Here is a 19,142-nt window from a genome sequence, read left to right as displayed (position 1 = left end):
CCGTACGCCGACGGCGCCCGCATGTACCGCACCGGCGACCTCGCCAAATGGAGCGGCGACGGGCAACTGCACTTCCAGGGCCGCGCCGACGAACAGGTCAAGATCCGCGGCTTCCGCATCGAGCTCGGCGAGATCGAATCCGTCCTCGCCGCCCACCCGGATGTCACCCAGGCCACGGTCATCGCCCGTGACGACCGCATCGCCGCCTACGCCGTTCCCACCGCAGGCAGCGGCATCGAGACGACCGCCCTGTTGGACTTCGCCGCCGCCCGGCTCCCGGAGCACATGGTCCCGGCGATCGTGACCGTTCTGGACGCGCTGCGGCTCACCCCCAACGGCAAGGTCGACAAGGCCGCGCTGCCCACGCCCGAGCGGGCGGCCCGCGGTGGCAGGGCGCCGGCGACGCAGGCCGAGGTGCTGCTGTGCGATCTCTTCGCCGAAGTGTTGGGGCTGGAGCGCGTGGGTGCCGAGGACTCGTTCTTCGAGCTGGGCGGCGACTCGATCATGTCGATGCTGCTGGTGTCGCGCGCTCGGCGGGCAGGGCTGGCGATCTCCTCGCGGCAGGTGTTCGAGCTGCGGACGCCGGCGGGTCTGGCGCGGGTTGCGGAGGCCGTGGACAGCGGTGGTGTGGTGCCGGGCGGGGAGTCCGGTGTGGGTGCGGTGCCGCTGACGCCGGTGATGCATGAGCTGATCGAACGAGTCGGACTCGACCAGGTGGGCGAGGCCGTGCAGTCGGGAGTGGTGAGCACCCCGGCCGGACTGGACCTCGACGTTCTCGTACGTGCGGTGCAGGCGCTGGTGGGTCACCACGACGTACTGCGGGCGCGGTTGGTAACAGGTCCGGAGCCACGGCTCGAGGTGCCGGCGGACGTGCCCGAGCGGGCATGGGTCCACCGGGTCGACGCGACCGGCCTGGCGGACGACGCGCTGCGGGAGCTCACCGACACACAGGTCCGAGCGGCCGTGCGGCGGCTGGATCCGGCCGCCGGTCAGATGCTCGACGCGGTGTGGTTCGACGCCGGTCCGGTAGCCGAGGGGCGACTGGTACTCGTCTTCAACCACCTGGTGGTGGACACGGTGTCGTGGCGGGTGCTGCTGCCGGATCTGGTGGCGGCGTGTGCGGCGTTGGCTGCGGGTCGGGAGCCGGTGCTGGCGCCGGTGGCGACATCGTTCCGGCATTGGGCGCGGGAGCTTCAGGCGCAGGCCGGGAGTGCCGGGCGGCTGGCGGAGCTGGAGGCCTGGGCCGCGATGTCGACAGGTTCCGACCTGGTGCTGACGGCGCTGCCGCTGGATCCGGTGCGGGATGTCGAGTCGTCGGTGCGGCGGGTGTCGGTGCGGGTGCCGGAGTCGGTGACGTCGGCGCTGCTGACCGGGGTGCCGGCGGCGTTCGGTGCCAAGGTCGACGAGGTGCTGCTGGCGGGGCTGGCGGCGACGCTTGAGGAGTGGGTCGATCAGGCGCAGGCGTCATTCCTGGTCGACGTCGAGCGGCATGGGCGGGAGTCCTTCGGCAGCGACGGGGTGGATCTGTCGCGAACGGTGGGCTGGTTCACCGGAGTGCACCCGGTCCGGCTGGATGCCGGCGGGGCGACGGCTATCGGGGATGTCGTCAAGCGGGTCAAGGAACAGGTGCGGGCCGTGCCCGGGGACGGGTTGGGCTACGGCATGCTCCGGTACCTCAACCCCGATACGGCGCAGGAGAGCGCGGCGCTGCCGGCCGCGCAGATCGGCTTCAACTACCTGGGCCGCTTCAGCGGTCCCGCGGGCGGCGACTGGCAGCTGCTCGACGACGACCTCGGCGCCGGGGTCCGCGGCGACTTCCCGGTGTTGCATGCCCTGGAGTTCATGGGCGCAGTGCATGACCTGGCCGAGGGCCGCCCGGAACTCACCCTGAGCCTCTCCTGGCCCGAGCGGCTGTTGAGCGTGGAGGCGGCGCAGTCTCTGGTTGATGGCTGGGCGGAGATGCTGGCCGGGCTTGAGGCTCATGTGGCGTCGGGTGGTGGTGGTCATACGCCGTCGGATTTTCCGTTGGTGGTGTTGGGGCAGTCGCAGGTGGAGGAGCTGGAGGCGGCAGCACCCGGGCTGGTCGAGGTGTTGCCCGTATCGCCGCTGCAGGAAGGGCTGTTGTTCCACGCGCTGTTCGATCAGCAGAGCACGGATACGTATGTGGAGCAGCTGGTCCTGGACTTGGAGGGGCGGCTGGACGCAGGTGCTTTGCGGGCGTCGTGGCAGGCGGTGCTTGACCGGCATGACAGCTTGCGGGCCGGTTTCCGGCAGGCAGTCGGTGTCGAGCAGCCGCTGCAGGTGATCGTCGAGGGTGTGCGGTTGCCCTGGCGCGAGGAAGAGCTGACGGAACAGCCGGAACAGGCCGAGGAGTTGGTGCTGGCCGAGCGGGCGCGGGGCTTTGACGTGGCGCGGCCGCCGCTGATCCGCGTACTGCTGATCCGGCTGGGTGCGGACCGCTATCGCATGGTGATCACCATGCACCACCTGGTGCTGGACGGCTGGTCGCTGCCGATCCTGCTGCGAGAGGTGTGGACTGCCTACGCGGCCGGCGGCAGTGGCGCGGGGTTGCCCGCGATTACCCCGTACCGGGAGTACTTGGGCTGGCTGGCGCGGCAGGACAAGGACGCCGCGCGGTCGGCCTGGGAGCAGGCCCTGTCCGGGGCCGAGGAACCGACCCTGGTCGCCCCGGCCGACCCGGCCCGATCGCCCGGCGAAACCGCCTACGTCAGCGCCGAGCCGGCCCCGCCGCTCGTCCGGGAACTGACACGTCTCGCCCGCGATGCGGACGTGACCCTGAACACCGTCGTGCAGGCTGTCTGGGCGCTGGTGGCCGGTGGTTTGACGGGACGTCGGGACGTGGTGTTCGGGGCGACAGTCGCGGGGCGGCCGGCCGAGCTGCCTGGCATGGAGGACATGCTCGGCCTCTTCATCAACACGGTCCCCGTGCGGGTGCGGTTTGCGGCCATGCAGTCGGTGGCCCAGCTGTTGACCGAACTGCAAGCGGAGCAGTCCGCGCTGCTGGACCACCAGCATCTAGGCCTTACGGAGATCCAGCGGCTGGCCGGTCCGGGCGCGAGCTTCGACACGCTGCTCGCATTCGAGAACTTCCCCGGTGACCCGGAAGTGCCGGCCGCCCTCGACTCCGTCCGGCTGACGGGTGCGGGGATGCGGGAGTCAACGAACTTCGCGCTGGCGCTGGGGGTGGACGCGTCCGAGCTGAAGCTTCGACTCGACTATCGCCACGACCTGTTCGACCAGCGGGAGGCCGAGCGGATCGTACGCCGGCTGGTGCGGGTGCTGGAGCAGGTGGCCGCCGATCCGCGGGTGCGGGTGGGCGAACTCGATCTGCTGGATGCGGATGAGCGGGCGCTGGTGGTGGGGGATTGGAACGCCACGGCGCGGCCGGTCGGACCGCTGACCGTGCCCGAGCGTTTCCGGGAGTGGGCGGCTCGAGTTCCGGACGCGTGTGCGCTGCGGTGCGGGGCGGAGGCCGTCTCGTACGGGGAGCTGGAGGCCCGGTCGAATCGGCTCGCTCGCTACCTGCGTCGTCAGGGTGTCCGGTCCGAGTCGCGGGTGGGTCTGCGGTTGCCGCGCGGCGTCGACATGGTGGTGTCGATGCTGGCGGTGTGGAAGGCCGGGGGCGCGTATGTGCCGCTGGATCCCGAGTACCCGGTCGACCGGCTGGAGTTCATGACGGTCGACAGCGGCGCGTCGGTGGTGATCGATGCCGAGTGGCTGACGGAAGCCAGGGCCGGGGTTGCTGCCGAGCAAGGTGCACCGCTCGAAGTGGACTGTGATCTCGATCAGTTGGCGTATGTGATCTATACGTCCGGGTCGACCGGCCGCCCGAAGGGCGTGGCCGTGCCGCACCGGGGCGTAGCCAATCTGGTCGAGGCGATGGGTCCGGTGTTGGGTGCCGGTCCTGGTGAGGTGACGTTGCAGTTCGCGTCGTTCAGCTTCGATGCCTCGGTGCTCGACGTCGCCGCCACCCTCGCGTCCGGTGGCACGCTGGCGATCGCCACCAGCGAGGAGCGTACGGATCCGCAGGCCCTGGCGGAGATGATCGAATCGGCCGGGGTGACGGTGGCGAGCGTGGTGCCTGCGCTGCTGTCCGTGCTCGACCCGCAGACGGTCCCCGGCATACGCAATTGGGTGCTGGGTGCCGAGCGCCTGACCGCCGACCTGGCCGCCAAGTGGCGTGCGCAGGCCGGTGTGTGGAACACCTACGGGCCGACCGAGGCCACGGTCATGACCACGGCGGTAGCGCTCGATGAGGGAATCAGCGCAGACGGCCCATCTCCGGCGATCGGGAGTCCGCTGCCCAACACTCAGGTCTACGTCCTGGACGATTTCCTGCGTCCGGTGCCGATCGGTGCCACCGGCGAGGTGTATCTGGCCGGTGCGGGTCTGGCCCGCGGCTACCTCGGCCGTCGGGAGCTGACCGCCGAACGGTTTGTGGCCTGTCCGTACGCCGACGGCGGACGCATGTACCGCACCGGTGATCTCGCCAAATGGAGCGGCGACGGGCTGCTGCACTTCCAGGGCCGCGCGGACGAACAGGTGAAGATACGCGGGTTCCGCATCGAGCTCGGCGAGATCGAGTCCGTCCTCGCCGCCCACCCGGATGTCACCCAGGCAACCGTCGTCGTCCGTGACGACCGCCTCGTCGCGTACACCGTGTCCGAGCCGGAGCTGGACCCCGCCGCCATACGGGAGTTCACCGCCACCCGCCTCCCCGACTACATGGTCCCGGCCACCGTCACGGTCCTGGACGCCCTGCCCCTCACCCCCAACGGCAAGGTCGACAAAGCCGCCCTCCCCATCCCCGAAACTGCCACCGGTCACGGACGGGCACCATCCACCCCCGTCGAGGCAATCCTCTGCACCCTCTTCGCCCAGGTCCTGGGGATCGACCGCGTAGCGGCGGACGACTCGTTCTTCGGGCTCGGCGGCGATTCGATCATGTCGATGCAGCTGGCGTCGCAGGCGCGGCGGGCCGGCTGGGTGGTGTCGCCGCGGCAGGTGTTCGAGGAGCGCACTCCGGCCGGTCTGGCGCGGGTCGTGGAGCCGGACTGTTCGGCGGAGTCGGTGGCCGGGGCCGGGCCGGGCGCGTCCGGTGTGGGGGAGATCGCCTTCACCCCGGTGATGTGGTCGCTCGGTGAGTCCGTGGCTGGCGCCGGGTCTGCACAGTGGATGGTCGTGGGCGCGCCCCCGATGCTGGGTCTTGAGGCGCTGACCGCCGGCATGGCCGCGCTGCTGGACGCGCACGACATGCTCCGCGCCCGGCTCCTGGCCGCCGAGTCGAAGCTGGTGGTGCCGGAGCCGGGCTCGATCGCCGTACCGACGCTCGTGTCCCGCGTCGATGCCACCGGTGTCGAGGATCGGGAGCTGAGCGAACTGGTCCGGGTCGAGGCGCAGGCCGCACTCCGCCGGCTGGATCCGGGCGCCGGGGTGATGGCGCAGGTGGTGTGGCTCGACGCCGGACCCGAGCGGGTGGGCCGCCTGCTGCTCGTCGTGCATCACCTCGCCGTGGACGGGGTGTCGTGGCGGGTCCTGCTGCCGGATCTGCGCGCCGCCTGCGAAGCCGCGGCTGTCGGCCAGGAGCCCCGACTCCAAGCCGTGGGTACGTCGTTCCGCCGTTGGTCGCAGCTGCTGGCCGCCGAGGCCGTCAGCGAGCGCCGGGTGGCTGAACTCCCCGCCTGGCAGGAGCTGTTGAGCGTCGACGAGCCGCTGCTGGGCGGGCGACGGCTGGATCCCGTACGGGACACGGTGGCAAGTCTGCGCCGCGAGGAGTGGGTCGTGCCCGCCGGCGTGGCCCGGACGCTCGTCTCCCGTACCGCCGCTGTCTTCCACTGTGGCGTGCACGAGGTGCTGCTCGCCGCGCTGGCCGGTGCGGTGGCGCAATGGCGGCCGGAGTACGCCACGGGCGTGCTCGTCGACATCGAGGGCCACGGCCGGGAGGCACTGGCCGACGGGGTGGATCTCTCGCGCACCGTGGGCTGGTTCAGCAGTGTGCACCCCGTCCGGGTGGCGTCCGGAGGCGTGGACCTTGTCGACGCGCTCTCCGGTGGCCCGGCCGCCGGCGCCCTGCTGAAGATGGTCAAGGAGCAGACCCGGGCCAAGGCCGGCGACGGCCTCGGCTACCAGCTCCTGCGCTACCTCAACCCCGAGGCGGCGCCGGTACTCGCCGCGCTGCCGGCACCGCAGATCGGCTTCAACTACCTGGGCCGGTTCCCCGCCGGGGCTGCCAACACCGGCGAAGCGGCCGCCTGGGAGCCCGCCGGTGAGTCCGGCCCGGGCGGTGCCGCCGACCCGCAGGCTCCGGCCGCCCACGCGCTGGACGCGGGCGCGGTTGTTCAGGACACCGCGCACGGGCCCGAGCTGACGCTCTCCCTTGCCTGGGCAGGCGGCCTGCTCGACGACGCCGAGGCCGCCGAGCTCGGCCGCCAGTGGCTGGCGCTGCTCACCGGACTCGCCGCACACACGGACGGCGACCCCGCCGCCGGCGGCCGCACCCCCGCCGACTTCCCCCTTCTCCAACTGCCCCTGACCCAGCACGGCGTACAGGAGCTGGAGCTGGCGGTCCCGGACCTGGCCGACGTATGGCCGCTGTCCCCGCTGCAGGAAGGGCTGCTCTTCCACGCCGCCTTTGACGACCACGGGCCCGACGTCTACGCGGGACAGCGGGCCCTGCTGCTCGACGGCCCGCTGGACGCGGCACGGCTGCGCGGGGCATGGCAGGAGGTGCTTGACCGGCACCCCATCCTGCGGGCGAGTTTCCACCAGGGTGCCTCCGACGAAGCAGCGGTGCAGGTCATCGCCGACGCCGTCACACTGCCGTGGCGCGCGGCCGATGTGTCCGGCCTGCCGCAGGCGCAGGCGCGCGCGGAGATCGGCCGGCTGTGCGCGGCGGAGATGGCGGAGCGGTTCGACCTGACCAAGGCGCCGCTGTTGCGTGTACTGCTGATCCGGCTCGGCGAGCGGCGGCACCGCATGGTGGTGACCACTCATCACGTCGTGGTCGACGGCTGGTCGCTGCCCGTCCTCTTCGACGAGCTGTCCGCGTTGTACGAGGCGGCGGCCGGCGAGCGGCGGACGGCGCTGCCGCCGGCGACGTCCTACCGGGAGTATCTGGCCTGGCTGGGCCGACAGGACCGGCCGGCCGCGCGGGCCGCCTGGCGGGCGGAGCTGGCCGGCGCCGACGAGCCCTCCCGCGTCGCGCCCGCCCGGTCGGCCGCGGCGGCACGCCCGATCCCGCTGGAGTTCGAGTGCTCCGCCGAACTGACCCGTGACCTCACCGAACTCGCCCGCACCCACGGCCTGACGATGAACACGATCGTGCAGGGCGCCTGGGCGCTGCTGCTCGCCCGGCTCATCGGGCGCGACGACGTGGTGTTCGGCAGCACGGTGGCCGGCCGGCCCGCCGACGTGCAGGGCGCGGACGCCTCGGTCGGGCTGTTCATCAACACCCTCCCGGTACGGGCCCGTCTGGACCCCGCGCAGCCGGCCCTGGATCTGCTCGCGGACCTGCAGCGGCGCCAGGCCGCCCTGATGGGGCACCAGCATCTGGGCCTGGCAGAGATCCAGAAACTCGCCGGGGCCGGTGCGGAGTTCGACACGCTGGTGGTCTACGAGAACTACCCGCGCTCCGCCGCCGACGCCGTCCCGGCGGGCGGCCTCTCGCTGCGGCCGGACGGCAAGTCGCAGGACGCGAGCCACTACTCCCTCGCCCTCATCATGGCGCCCGGCGACCGGCTGGCAGGAGAGGTGGTCTACCGGCCGGACCTCTGCACCCGCGACTGGGCGGCGGAGAACCTGGCCTGCCTGCTGCGGGTGCTGGAGCAGCTGGCCGCCGACGCCACCGTGCCGGTGGGCCGGATCGGCGTCCTCGGCGCGGCCGGGCGCGCGCGGGTGCTGCGGGAGTGGAACGACACCGACGCCGACCCCGCCGCGCCGGTGACCGCCGCCCCGCTGCCCGAGCTGTTCGCCCGCCAGGTGCGGCGGACCCCGGACGCGGCGGCGCTCAGCTTCGTACCGGAGGAGCGGGCCCTGTCGCGCGGGGACGAGCGGGCTCTGTCACACCCGGACGAGCGGACCATGACCTACCGCGAGCTGCAGGACGACGCCGGCCGGCTGGCCCGCCGGCTGATCGCCGCCGGCGTCGGGCCGGAGGTCCGGGTGGCGCTGCTGGCGGAGCGAACGGTGCCGGCGGTGGTGGCGCTGCTGGCGGTGTCGATGGCGGGCGGCGTCTTCGTACCGGTGGACCCGGCGTATCCGCGGCAGCGGCTGGAATTCATGCTGCGGGACGCCGATCCGGCGCTGGTGCTGTGTTCCACCGCAGTGCGCGGCGTGTTGCCGGACGAGTTCGCGGACCGGGCCCTGGCGTTGGACGAGCCCGCCGTGGCCGCGGCGGTGGCGGCGGGTGTGCCCGGCGCGATCGCGGACGCGGAGCGCCGCGCGCCGCTGCGGCCGGAGCACGCGGCCTATGTCATCTACACCTCGGGCTCCACCGGCCGTCCCAAGGGCGTGGTGGTCTCGCACGTGGGGCTGGCGAACCTGGCGCAGGCGCAGATCGAGCGGTTCGCCGTACACCCGGACGCCCGGGTGCTGCAGTTCGCCTCGCTGAGCTTCGACGCCGCTGTCTCTGAGCTGTGCATGGCGCTGCTGTCCGGCGCCACGCTGGTGGTGGCCGACGCGGCACAGCTGCCGCCGCAGCTGCCGGTGGCCGAGGCCCTGGCACGGACCCGGACGACGCACGTAACGTTGCCGCCCAGCCTGCTGGCGGTGGCGGAGTCGCTGCCGGACACGGTGCGGACCGTGACGGTGGCCGGCGAGGCCTGTCCGCAGGCGGTGGCTGACCGCTGGTCCTCCGGGCGGCGACTGGTGAACGCCTACGGGCCGACGGAGACGACGGTCTGCGCGGCCATGAGCCAGCCGCTGACGCCGGGCGCCGGCACCGTGCCGATCGGACGCCCGATGACGAACACCCGGGCCTTTGTGCTCGACGGCTTCCTGCAGCCGGTGCCCTCCGGCGTCACGGGAGAGCTGTATTTGGCCGGCTCGGGCCTGGCCCGCGGCTACGCCGGGCGGCCGGGGCTGACGGCGGAGCGGTTCGTGGCCTGCCCGTACGTCGAAGGCGGGCGGATGTACCGGTCGGGCGACCGGGCGAAGTGGACCTCCGACGGCCAACTGCTCTTCCAGGGGCGGGCGGACGCGCAGCTGAAGATCCGCGGCTTCCGTATCGAGCCGGGCGAGGTGGAGTCGGCCCTCGCCGCGCATCCGGGGGTGGCCCAGACGCTGGTTGCGGCGAACGGCGAGCGGCTGGTCGGGTACGTCGTCCGTGACGCGGGCGCGGAGCTGGACGGCGCCGCCGTCAGGGAGTCAGCGGCCGCCCGGTTGCCCGAGTACATGGTCCCGGCCGTGGTGATGGTGCTGGATGAGTTGCCGCTCACCCCCAACGGCAAGGTCGACAGGGCGGCGTTGCCCGCGCCCGATGTCGTGCGCGAGGCGGGGCGGGTGCCGTCGTCGCCGGTGGAGGAGGCGTTGTGCGGCGTGTTCGCCGAGGTGCTGGGCGTGGGCGAGGTCGGGGTGGACGATGACTTCTTCCGGCTCGGCGGCGATTCGATCATGTCGATGCAGCTGGCGTCGCGGGTGCGGCGTGCGGGTTGGGCGGTGTCGCCGCGGCAGGTCTTCGAGGAGCGGACCCCGGCCGGACTGGCGCGAGTCGTCGCCGCGGCGGATGGCGGGGCGTCGGCGGTGGACGTGTCCGGTGTGGGGGAGATCGCCTTCACGCCGGTGATGCGCTCGCTCGGGGAGTCGGTCACACGACCGGGCTTCGCGCAGTGGATGGTCGTCGGTGCGCTCCCCAAGCTGGGTCTTCAGACGCTGACCGCCGGAGTGGCCGCCGTGCTGGACGCACACGACATGCTCCGGGCACGGCTGGTGGCCGGCGAGTCGAAGCTGGTGGTGCCGGAGCCGGGCTCGACCGATGCCACGGAGCTCGTATCGCGGGTGGCCGCGGTCGGCGCGGCGGATACTGAGCTCAGCGAACTGGTCCGGGCCGAGGCGCGGGCGGCCGTCGAACGGCTGGATCCGGGCGCCGGGGTGATGGCGCAGGTGGTGTGGCTGGACGCCGGGCCTGAGCGAGTGGGCCGCCTGGTGGTCGTCGCGCATCATCTCGCAGTGGACGGGGTGTCGTGGCGGATTCTGCTGCCGGATCTGCGGGCTGCCTGCGAGGCGGCTGCGGTCGGCCAGGAGCCGGCCCTTGACCCGGTGGGTACGTCGTTCCGCCGTTGGTCGCAGCTGCTGTCCGCCGAGGCCGTCAGCGAGCACCGGACGGCGGAACTCCCGGTCTGGCAGGAGCTGTTGAGCGTCGACGAGCCGCTGGTGGGCGGGCGACCGCTGGATCCCGTACGGGACACGGTGGCAAGTCTGCGCCGCGAGGAGTGGGTCGTGCCCGCCGCCGTGGCCCGGACGCTCGTCTCCCGTACCGCCGCTGTCTTCCACTGTGGCGTGCACGAGGTGCTGCTCGCGGCGCTGGCCGGTGCGGTGGCGCAGTGGCGGCCGGAGTACGCCGCCGGCGCCCTCGTCGACATCGAGGGCCACGGCCGGGAAGCGCAGCGCGTCGGGGTGGATCTGGCACGCACGATCGGCTGGTTCACCGGCGTACATCCGGTCCGGGTGGCGTCCGCAGGCGTGGACCTCGCCGACGCGCTCTCCGGAGGCCCGGCCGCCGGCGCCCTGCTGAAGGCGGTCAAGGAACAGCTCCAGCGGGTTCCGGGCGACGGCCTCGGCTACGGGCTGCTGCGCCATCTGAACGCACGCACCGCACCGGAGCTGGCCGCGCTGCCGGCGCCGCAGATCGGCTTCAACTACCTGGGCCGGTTCCCCGCCGGGGCTGCCAACACCGGCGAACCGGACGCCTGGGTGCCGGCCGGCGAAACGGGCCCGGGCGGTGCCGCCGACCCGCAGGCCCCGGCCACCCACGCGCTGGCAGCCGGCGCGATCGTCCAGGACACCCCGCACGGCCCGGAACTGACCCTGTCGCTGGCCTGGCCGGGCGGCCTGCTGGACCACGCGCAGGGCGCGGCACTCGGCCGCCAGTGGCTGGCGCTGCTCACCGGACTTGCCGCGCACACGGACGGCGACCCCGCCGCCGGCGGCCACACCCCGTCCGACTTCCCCCTGCTCGAGCTCGCCCAGGACGAGGTCGAGGAGTTCGAAGCGCTGGTGGCGGAACGCGAAGGAGAAAACCCGCTGTGAAGACGCCCAACGGAAACGCCCTCGCCGAAGTCTGGCCGCTCTCGCCGCTGCAGGAAGGGCTGCTCTTCCACACCTCCTTCGACGGCGAAGGCCCGGACGTCTATGCCCTGCAGACGGTGATCTCGATCACCGGGCCGCTGGACCCGGCCCGCTTCCGGGCCTCCTGGCAAGCGCTGCTGGACCGGCACGCCGCCCTGCGGGCGAGCTTCCACGAGCGCAAGTCGGGAGCACCGGTCCAGCTCATCGCCCGTACGGTGCGACTGCCCTGGCGGGAGACCGACCTGTCCGGCCTGGCGGAGGCCGAGCTGACGGCCAGGGCAGCCGAACTCGCCGCACAGGAGCACGCCAAGCGCCTGGACCTGGCGGCCGCGCCGCTGCTGCGGCTGCTGCTGATCAGGCTCGCCGGCGAACGGCACCAGCTGGTGCTGACGACCCATCACATCCTCATGGACGGCTGGTCGATGCCGGTGCTGCTCGATGAGCTGGCCGCGGTGTACGCGGCCGGCGGCGACAGCCGGACGCTGCCCCCGGTGGCCGGCTACCGGGACTACCTGACCTGGCTGAACCGCCAGGACAAGGCGGCGGCAAGGGCCGCCTGGCAAGCCGAGCTGGCCGGCGCCGAAGAACCGACCCTGGTGGCGACCGCCGACCCGACGCGGACCGCGGTACTGCCGCGCGAGTGCCGCCTCGACCTCTCCGAGCCCGCCACCCGGGCCCTCACGGAACTGGCCCGCACCCACGGCCTGACCGTGAACACGGTGGTGCAGGGCGCCTGGGCACTGGTGCTCGCGCGGCTGGCGCGCCGCAGCGACGTGGTCTTCGGGGCCACGGTCGCGGGGCGGCCGGCGGAGCTGCCCGGGGCGGAGTCCATGGTCGGACTGCTCATCAACACCCTGCCGGTACGCGTCCGCCTACGGCCCGAACTGCCGGTGCTGGAACTGCTCACCGGACTGCAGCAGCGCCAGACGGAGCTGATGGCACACCAGCACCTCGGCCTGGCGGAGATCCAGCGCGCGGCCGGACCGGGCGCGGGCTTCGACACGCTGGTCGTGTACGAGAGCTTCCCCAGGGCCCCGGAACCGCTCGGAGACCGCACCGAGACCTACACCATCTCCGGCGGCGAGACCCGCCAGGCCACGAACTATCCCCTCACCGTGGGGGTGACCCCGCACGACCGGCTGCGGATCGAACTGGCCTACCGCCCCGATCTCTTCGAGGAGCGCGACGCCGGGCGGATCGCCGGCCGGCTGGTGCGGGTGCTGGAGCAGGTGGCGGCGGATCCGCGGATGCGGGTGGGCGAGATCGAGCTGCTGGATGCGGGTGAGCGGGCGCTGGTGGTGGGGGAGTGGAATGCCACGGCGCGGCCGGTCGGTTCGGACACGGTGGTGGAGCGGTTCCGGGCGCAGGCGGTTCGGGTCCCGGAGGCCGTCGCGGTGCGGTGCGGGCCGGAGAGCGTCTCGTACGGGGAGCTGGAGGCCGGGTCGAATCGGCTGGCCCGGTATCTGCGGGGGCTGGGTGTCCGGTCCGATTCGCGGGTGGGTCTGCGGCTGCCGCGCGGCGTCGACATGGTGGTGTCGATGCTGGCGGTATGGAAGGCCGGCGGCGCGTACGTGCCGCTGGATCCCGGGTACCCGGCCGACCGGCTGGAGTTCATGACGGTCGACAGCGGCGCGTCGGTGGTGATCGATGCTGCTGTGCTGGCGGAGGCACGGGCAGCCATCGCCGCGGAGTCCGGTTTGCCGCTCGAAGTAGAGATAGCCCACGACCAGTTGGCGTATGTGATCTACACCTCGGGGTCGACGGGCCGTCCGAAGGGTGTGGCGGTGGCGCATCGGGGTGTGGCCAATCTGGTCGAGGCGATGGCGCCGGTGCTGGGTGCCCGTCCGGGCGAGGTGACGTTGCAGTTCGCGTCGTTCAGCTTCGATGCCTCGGTTCTTGACGTCGCCGCCACCCTCGCGTCCGGCGGCACCCTGGCTATCGCTGCCGGTGAGGAGCGTACGGATCCGCAGGCGCTGGCGGAGATGATCGAATCGGCCGGGGTGACGGTGGCGAGCGTGGTGCCTTCGCTGCTGTCCGTGCTCGACCCGCGGACCGTCCCCGGCGTACGCAACTGGGTGCTGGGTGCCGAGCGGTTGACCGCCGACCTGGCCGCCAAGTGGCGTGCGGTGGCCGGTGTGTGGAACACCTACGGGCCGACCGAGGCCACGGTCATGACCACGGCGGTAGCGCTCGATGAGGGAATCAGTCCGGAGGATCAGCCGCCGGCGATCGGCAGCCCGCTGTCCAACACCAGGGTCTACGTTCTGGACGATTTCCTGCGTCCGGTGCCGATCGGTGCCACCGGCGAGGTGTATCTGGCCGGTCCGGGTCTGGCCCGCGGCTACCTGGGCCGTCGGGAGCTGACCGCCGAACGGTTCGTGGCCTGTCCGTACGCCGACGGCGCGCGCATGTACCGCACCGGCGACCTCGCCAAATGGAGCGGCGACGGGCAACTGCACTTCCAGGGCCGCGCGGACGAACAGGTGAAGATCCGCGGCTTCCGCATCGAACTCGGCGAGATCGAATCCGTCCTCACCGCCCACCCCGATGTCACCCAGGCAACCGTCGTCGTCCGTGACGACCGCATCGCCGCGTACACCATGTGCGCGACCGCCCTGGACCCCGCCGCCATACGGGAGTTCACCGCCACCCGCCTCCCCGACTACATGGTCCCGGCCACCATCACGATCCTGGACGCCCTGCCGCTCACCCCCAACGGCAAGATCGACAAAGCCGCCCTCCCCACCCCCGAAGTCGCCCGCGAGCCGAGTCGCGCGCCGTCAACGCCTGTCGAGGAGCTCCTCTGCGGCCTCTTCGCCGAGGTGCTGGGCGTGGGCGAGGTCGGGGTGGACGATGACTTCTTCCGGCTCGGCGGCGATTCGATCATGTCGATGCAGCTGGCGTCGCGGGTGCGGCGTGCGGGTTGGGTGGTGTCGCCGCGGCAGGTCTTCGAGGAGCGGACCCCGGCCGGTCTGGCGCGAGTCGTCGCCTCGACGGACAGCGAGGCAGCGGCGGTTGACGCGTCCGGTGTGGGGGAGATCGCCTTCACCCCGGTGATGCGATCGCTCGGCAACGCCGTCACAGCGGCTGGCTTCGCTCAGTGGATGGTCGTCGGCGCGCCCCCGAAGCTGGGTCTTCAGGCGCTGACCACCGGCGTCGCCGCCGTGCTGGACGCGCACGACATCCTCCGCGCCCGGCTCCTGGCCGCCGAGTCGAAGCTGGTGGTGCCGGAGCCGGGCTCGACCGACGTACCGGCGCTCATATCCCGCGTAGACGCGGCAAACGTGCAGGTGGGGGCGCTGGACGCGCTCGTGGCCGGCCAGGCCGAGGCAGCCGTCGGCCGGCTGGATCCGGGCGCCGGGGTGATGGCGCAGGTGGTGTGGCTCGACGCCGGACCCGAGCGAGTGGGCCGCCTGCTGCTCGTCGTGCATCACCTCGCCGTGGACGGCGTGTCGTGGCGGGTCCTGTTGCCCGATCTGCGGGCCGCCTGCGAGGCGGCGGCCGCCGGCCAGGAGCCGGCCCTGGACCCGGTGGGCACGTCCTTCCGTCGCTGGTCGCAGCTGCTGGCCGCCGAGGCCGTCAGCGAGCAGCGGACGGCGGAACTCCCCGCCTGGCAGCAGTTCCTCGCCGCCGGCGAGCCGGTGCTGGGACGGCGCCCGCTGGACCCCGCGCAGGACACCGAGCGGACCACGGTCCGGCGCCGCTGGCTGGTGCCCGCGGCCGCGGCGGAGACGCTCGTCTCCCGCACCCCGGCCGTCTTCCACTGCGGCGTGCACGAGGTGCTGCTCGCCGCGCTGGCGGGCGCGGTGGTGCGGTGGCGGCCGGAGTACGGCGCCGGCGTGCTGGTCGACATCGAGGGGCACGGCCGGGAGCAGTTGCACGACACCGTCGATCTGTCGCGGACCGTGGGCTGGTTCGCCAGTACGCGCCCGGTCCGGCTGCGCGTCGGCACGGCAGGACCGGACCGGGCGCAGACCGGTGGACCAGCCGCGGGCACCTTGCTCAAGACGGTGCGGGAGCAGGCCAAGGCCGCGGCCGGGGACGGGCTCGGCTTTGAGCTGCTGCGCTACCTGAACCCCGAGACCGCACCCGTACTCGCCGGGCTGCCCGCCCCGCAGATCGGCTTCAACTACCTCGGCCGCTTCCCCGCCGGCGACTCCAGCGGACCACCCGCCGCCTGGGAGCCGGCCGGCGAGTCGGCGCTGGGTGGCGCGGCCGGGCCGGGCATGCCGACGCGGCACGTACTGGAGGCCGGCGCCCTGGTCCAGGACACCCCGAGCGGACCGGAGCTGTCGCTGTCGCTGGCCTGGCCCGGCGGCTTGCTGGACGCGGCCGACGCCGACCGGCTGGGGCTCGGCTGGCTGGATCTGCTGGCGGGACTGGCCGACCACACCACGGCCGACCCGGCCGCCGGCGGCCACACCCCCTCCGACTTCCCCCTGCTCGACCTCGGCCAGGACGAGGTCGACGATCTCGAGTCCGAATTCGCCGACGACCGCGCGTAAGCCACTCGACCCAGGCAACTATGAGGAGAAGAATCCGATGGCCCGAGCTCGTGTCGAGGACGTTTGGCCGCTGTCGCCGCTGCAGCAAGGGCTGCTGTTCCACGCTTCGTTCGACGACCAGGGTGCCGATGTGTACCAGGGCCAGCGCGGCGTCGACCTGATCGGGCCGCTGGACGCCGATGTGTTGCGCGCCTCCTGGGCGGCGCTGCTGGATCGGCACGCCGCGCTGCGGGCGAGCTTCCGGCGGCGGAGCTCAGGCGAACCGGTGCAGGTCATCGCCCGCGAGGTGACCCTGCCGTGGCAGCACGCGGACGTCAGTGGGCTGGCGGAAGCCGACGCGGCCGCCGAGATCGAGCGGCGGTGCGAGGCGGAACTGCGGGAGCGCTTCGACCCGGCGACGCCGCCGCTGCTGCGACTGCTCCTCATCCGCCTCGCGGAAGACCGCCACCGGCTCGTGCTGACCAGCCACCACGTCCTCATGGACGGCTGGTCGCTGCCCGTGATCTTCGGCGAACTGGCGGCCATTTACGCGGCCGGCGGCGACCCGCGTGGACTGCCCAGGGCCACCTCGTACCGGGACTACCTGGCCTGGCTGCAGCGCCAGGACAAGCCGGCCGCGCGGGCGGCCTGGCAGGCGGAACTCGCCGGCGCCGAAGAGCCGACGCTGGTCGCCCCGGCCGACCCGGGCAGGCGTCCCGGCGAGCCCGCGAACCTCATCACCGACCTCTCGGCCGAGCTGACCCAGGACCTCACCCGGCTGGCCCGCGGCCAGGGCGTGACCCTCAACACCGTGATCCAGGCGGCCTGGGCGCTGGTTCTGGGGCAGCTGGCCGGCCGCACGGATGTGGTGTTCGGCGCGACCGCCGCCGGGCGGCCCGCGGAACTGCCCGGCGTGGAGTCCATGGTCGGCCTCTTCATGAACACCCTCCCCGTGCGGGTACGCCTCGAGGCCGCCCAACCGGTCGCCCAACTCCTCACCGACCTGCAGCAACGCCAGTCCGCGCTGATGGCGCACCAGCACCTCGGACTGCCCGAGGTGCAGCGTATTGCCGGCCCGGGCGGCGTCTTCGACACGATCGTGGTGTACGAGAACTACCCCAGCCCGCCGAAGGAGGAGCCCGCCCCGGAACGCCTCGAAATCCGCCGCACACCGGCGGTGCGGGACGCCTCCCACTATCCGCTCGCGCTGATCGTGGTGCCCGAGGAGCGGATGCATCTCAAGCTGGACTATCAGGAGGAGCTGTTCGGGCGGGAGGACGTCGCCGCGATCGCCGGCCGGTTGGTGCGGGTGCTGGAGCAGGTGGCGGCGGAACCGCGGGTGCGGGTGGGCGAGATCGACGTACTCGACGAGGGTGAGCGGGCGCTGGTGGTGGGGGAGTGGAACGCCACGGCGCGGCCGGTGCCGTCACTGTCCATTCCTGAGCGTTTCCGGGAGCGGGCGGTCCAGGACCCGGAGGCGGCAGCGGTGCGGTGTGGGGCGGAGGCCCTCTCGTACGGGGAGTTGGAGGTGCGGTCGAATCGGCTGGCCCGCTACCTCCGTGGACGCGGTGTGGTTCGGGAGTCGCGCGTGGGGCTGCGGTTGCCCCGCGGCGTCGACATGGTGACGTCGATGCTGGCGGTGTGGAAGGCCGGGGGCGCGTATGTGCCGCTGGATCCCGAGTACCCGGTCGAACGGCTGGAGTTCATGACGGTCGACAGCGGCGCCTCGGTGGTGATCGATGCCGAGTGGATGGCGGACACCGGCGCGGCCATTGCGGCCGAGCCCGACGCGGCCCCGGATATCGCCGTCGATCCTGATCAGTTGGCGTATGTGATCTACACCTCGGGGTCGACGGGCCGTCCGAAGGGTGTGGCGGTGGCGCATCGTGGGGTGGCCAATCTGGTCGAGGCGATGGGGCCTGTGCTGGGTGCCGGTCCCGGTGAGGTGACGTTGCAGTTCGCGTCGTTCAGCTTCGATGCCTCGGTTCTTGACGTCGCCGCCACCCTCGCGTCCGGTGGCACGCTGGCGATCGCGACCGGCGAGGAGCGTACGGATCCGCAGGCGCTGGCGGAGATGGTCCGTACGGCCGGGGTGACGGTGGCCAGCGTGGTGCCGTCGCTGCTGTCCGTACTCGACCCGAAGACGGTCCCCGGCATACGCAACTGGGTGCTGGGTGCCGAGCGCCTGACCGCTGATCTCGCCGCCAAGTGGCGTGCGCAGGCGGGGCTGTGGAACACCTACGGACCCACCGAGGCCACCGTCATGACCACGGCGGTTGCGCTCGACGAGGGCATCACGCCGGACGATCAGCCGCCGGCGATCGGCATTCCGCTGTCCAACACCCAGGTGTACGTACTGGATGACTTCCTGCGCCCGGTGCCGCCGAGTGCAGTCGGCGAGGTCTATCTCGCCGGTCCGGGTCTGGCCCGCGGCTACCTGGGCCGCCGGGAGCTGACCGCCGAACGGTTTGTGGCCTGCCCGTACGCCGATGGCGGACGCATGTATCGCACTGGCGATTTCGCCAAGTGGAGTCCGGACGGGCTGCTGCACTTCCGGGGCCGCGCGGACGAACAGGTGAAGATCCGCGGCTTCCGTATCGAACTCGGTGAGATCGAGTCCGTCCTCACCGCCCACCCCGACGTCGCCCAGGCCACCGTCGTCGTCCGCGACGACCGTCTCGCCGCGTACGCGGTATCAGAGACCGCTCCGGACACCGTTGCCATCAGGGAATTCGCCGCCGCCCGCCTCCCGGACCACATGGTCCCGGCCACCGTGACGGTGCTGGACGCCTTGCCGCTCACCCCCAATGGCAAGGTCGACAAGACCGCGCTGCCCGCACCCGAGTACGCGGCCGGCCAGGGACGGGCGGCAGCCACGCCCGTGGAGGAGATCCTTTGCGGGCTGTTCGCCGATGTGCTGGGTGTGGAACGGGTGGGGCCGGACGACGGCTTCTTCGAACTCGGTGGGGACTCACTGCTCGGCATGCGACTCGTCGCGCGTATCAGGGCGGTGCTGGACGCGAAAGTGAGCATCCGCGACCTGTTCGGCGCACCCTCGCCCGCCGGGCTGGCGAGGCAACTGGCCGGCGCCGTCGAACGCAAGCGACTGGAGCTGCTGCCGCAGCCGCGCCCCGACCAGGTGCCGGTCTCGTACGCACAACGCCGCATGTGGTTCCTGAACCGGTTCGCCGAGGCGGACTCGGAGGCGGCGGGGGCGTACAACCTGCCGCTCGCGCTGCGGATGGAGGGTGCGCTCGACCTGGAGGCGCGCAAGTCGGGGCGGGGGGGGGGGCGGCGCCGCCCGCCGGGCCCCCCGGGCCGGCGCCCCGCGCGCCGAGGCGCGCCGGGGGCGCC

The 19,142-nt window shown here is 72.6% G+C and carries 3 protein-coding genes; all 3 read left to right on the top strand.

Annotation, left to right across the window (positions count from 1 at the left end; genetic code table 11):
- Positions 1 to 21 precede the first annotated feature (21 nt).
- Positions 22 to 11,265, top strand: coding sequence for an amino acid adenylation domain-containing protein (locus tag ACFWY6_RS29730; protein WP_384696658.1), 11,244 nt, complete (start codon positions 22 to 24; stop codon positions 11,263 to 11,265).
- Positions 11,262 to 15,809 (top strand): amino acid adenylation domain-containing protein, encoded by a 4,548-nt coding sequence (locus ACFWY6_RS29725; protein WP_384696655.1) that lies wholly within the window; start codon positions 11,262 to 11,264, stop codon positions 15,807 to 15,809. Before ACFWY6_RS29730 ends, ACFWY6_RS29725 begins: the two co-directional genes overlap by 4 nt.
- Before the next feature lie 37 nt (positions 15,810 to 15,846).
- The coding region (locus ACFWY6_RS29720) for an amino acid adenylation domain-containing protein (protein ID WP_384696652.1) at positions 15,847 to 19,142 on the top strand (3,296 nt) is incomplete at its 3' end.

Source organism: Streptomyces sp. NPDC059037 (genome assembly GCF_042740015.1).
Taxonomy (GTDB): Bacteria; Actinomycetota; Actinomycetes; order Streptomycetales; family Streptomycetaceae; genus Streptomyces.
Note: the sequence above shows the minus strand (reverse complement) of the source record. Positions and strands in the feature narration are given on the sequence as shown.

Excerpts from the sequence above, each read along its gene's own strand:
- ACFWY6_RS29730 (WP_384696658.1), top strand. The coding sequence starts at position 22 with ATGTACCGCACCGGCGACCTCGCCAAATGGAGCGGCGACGGGCAACTG.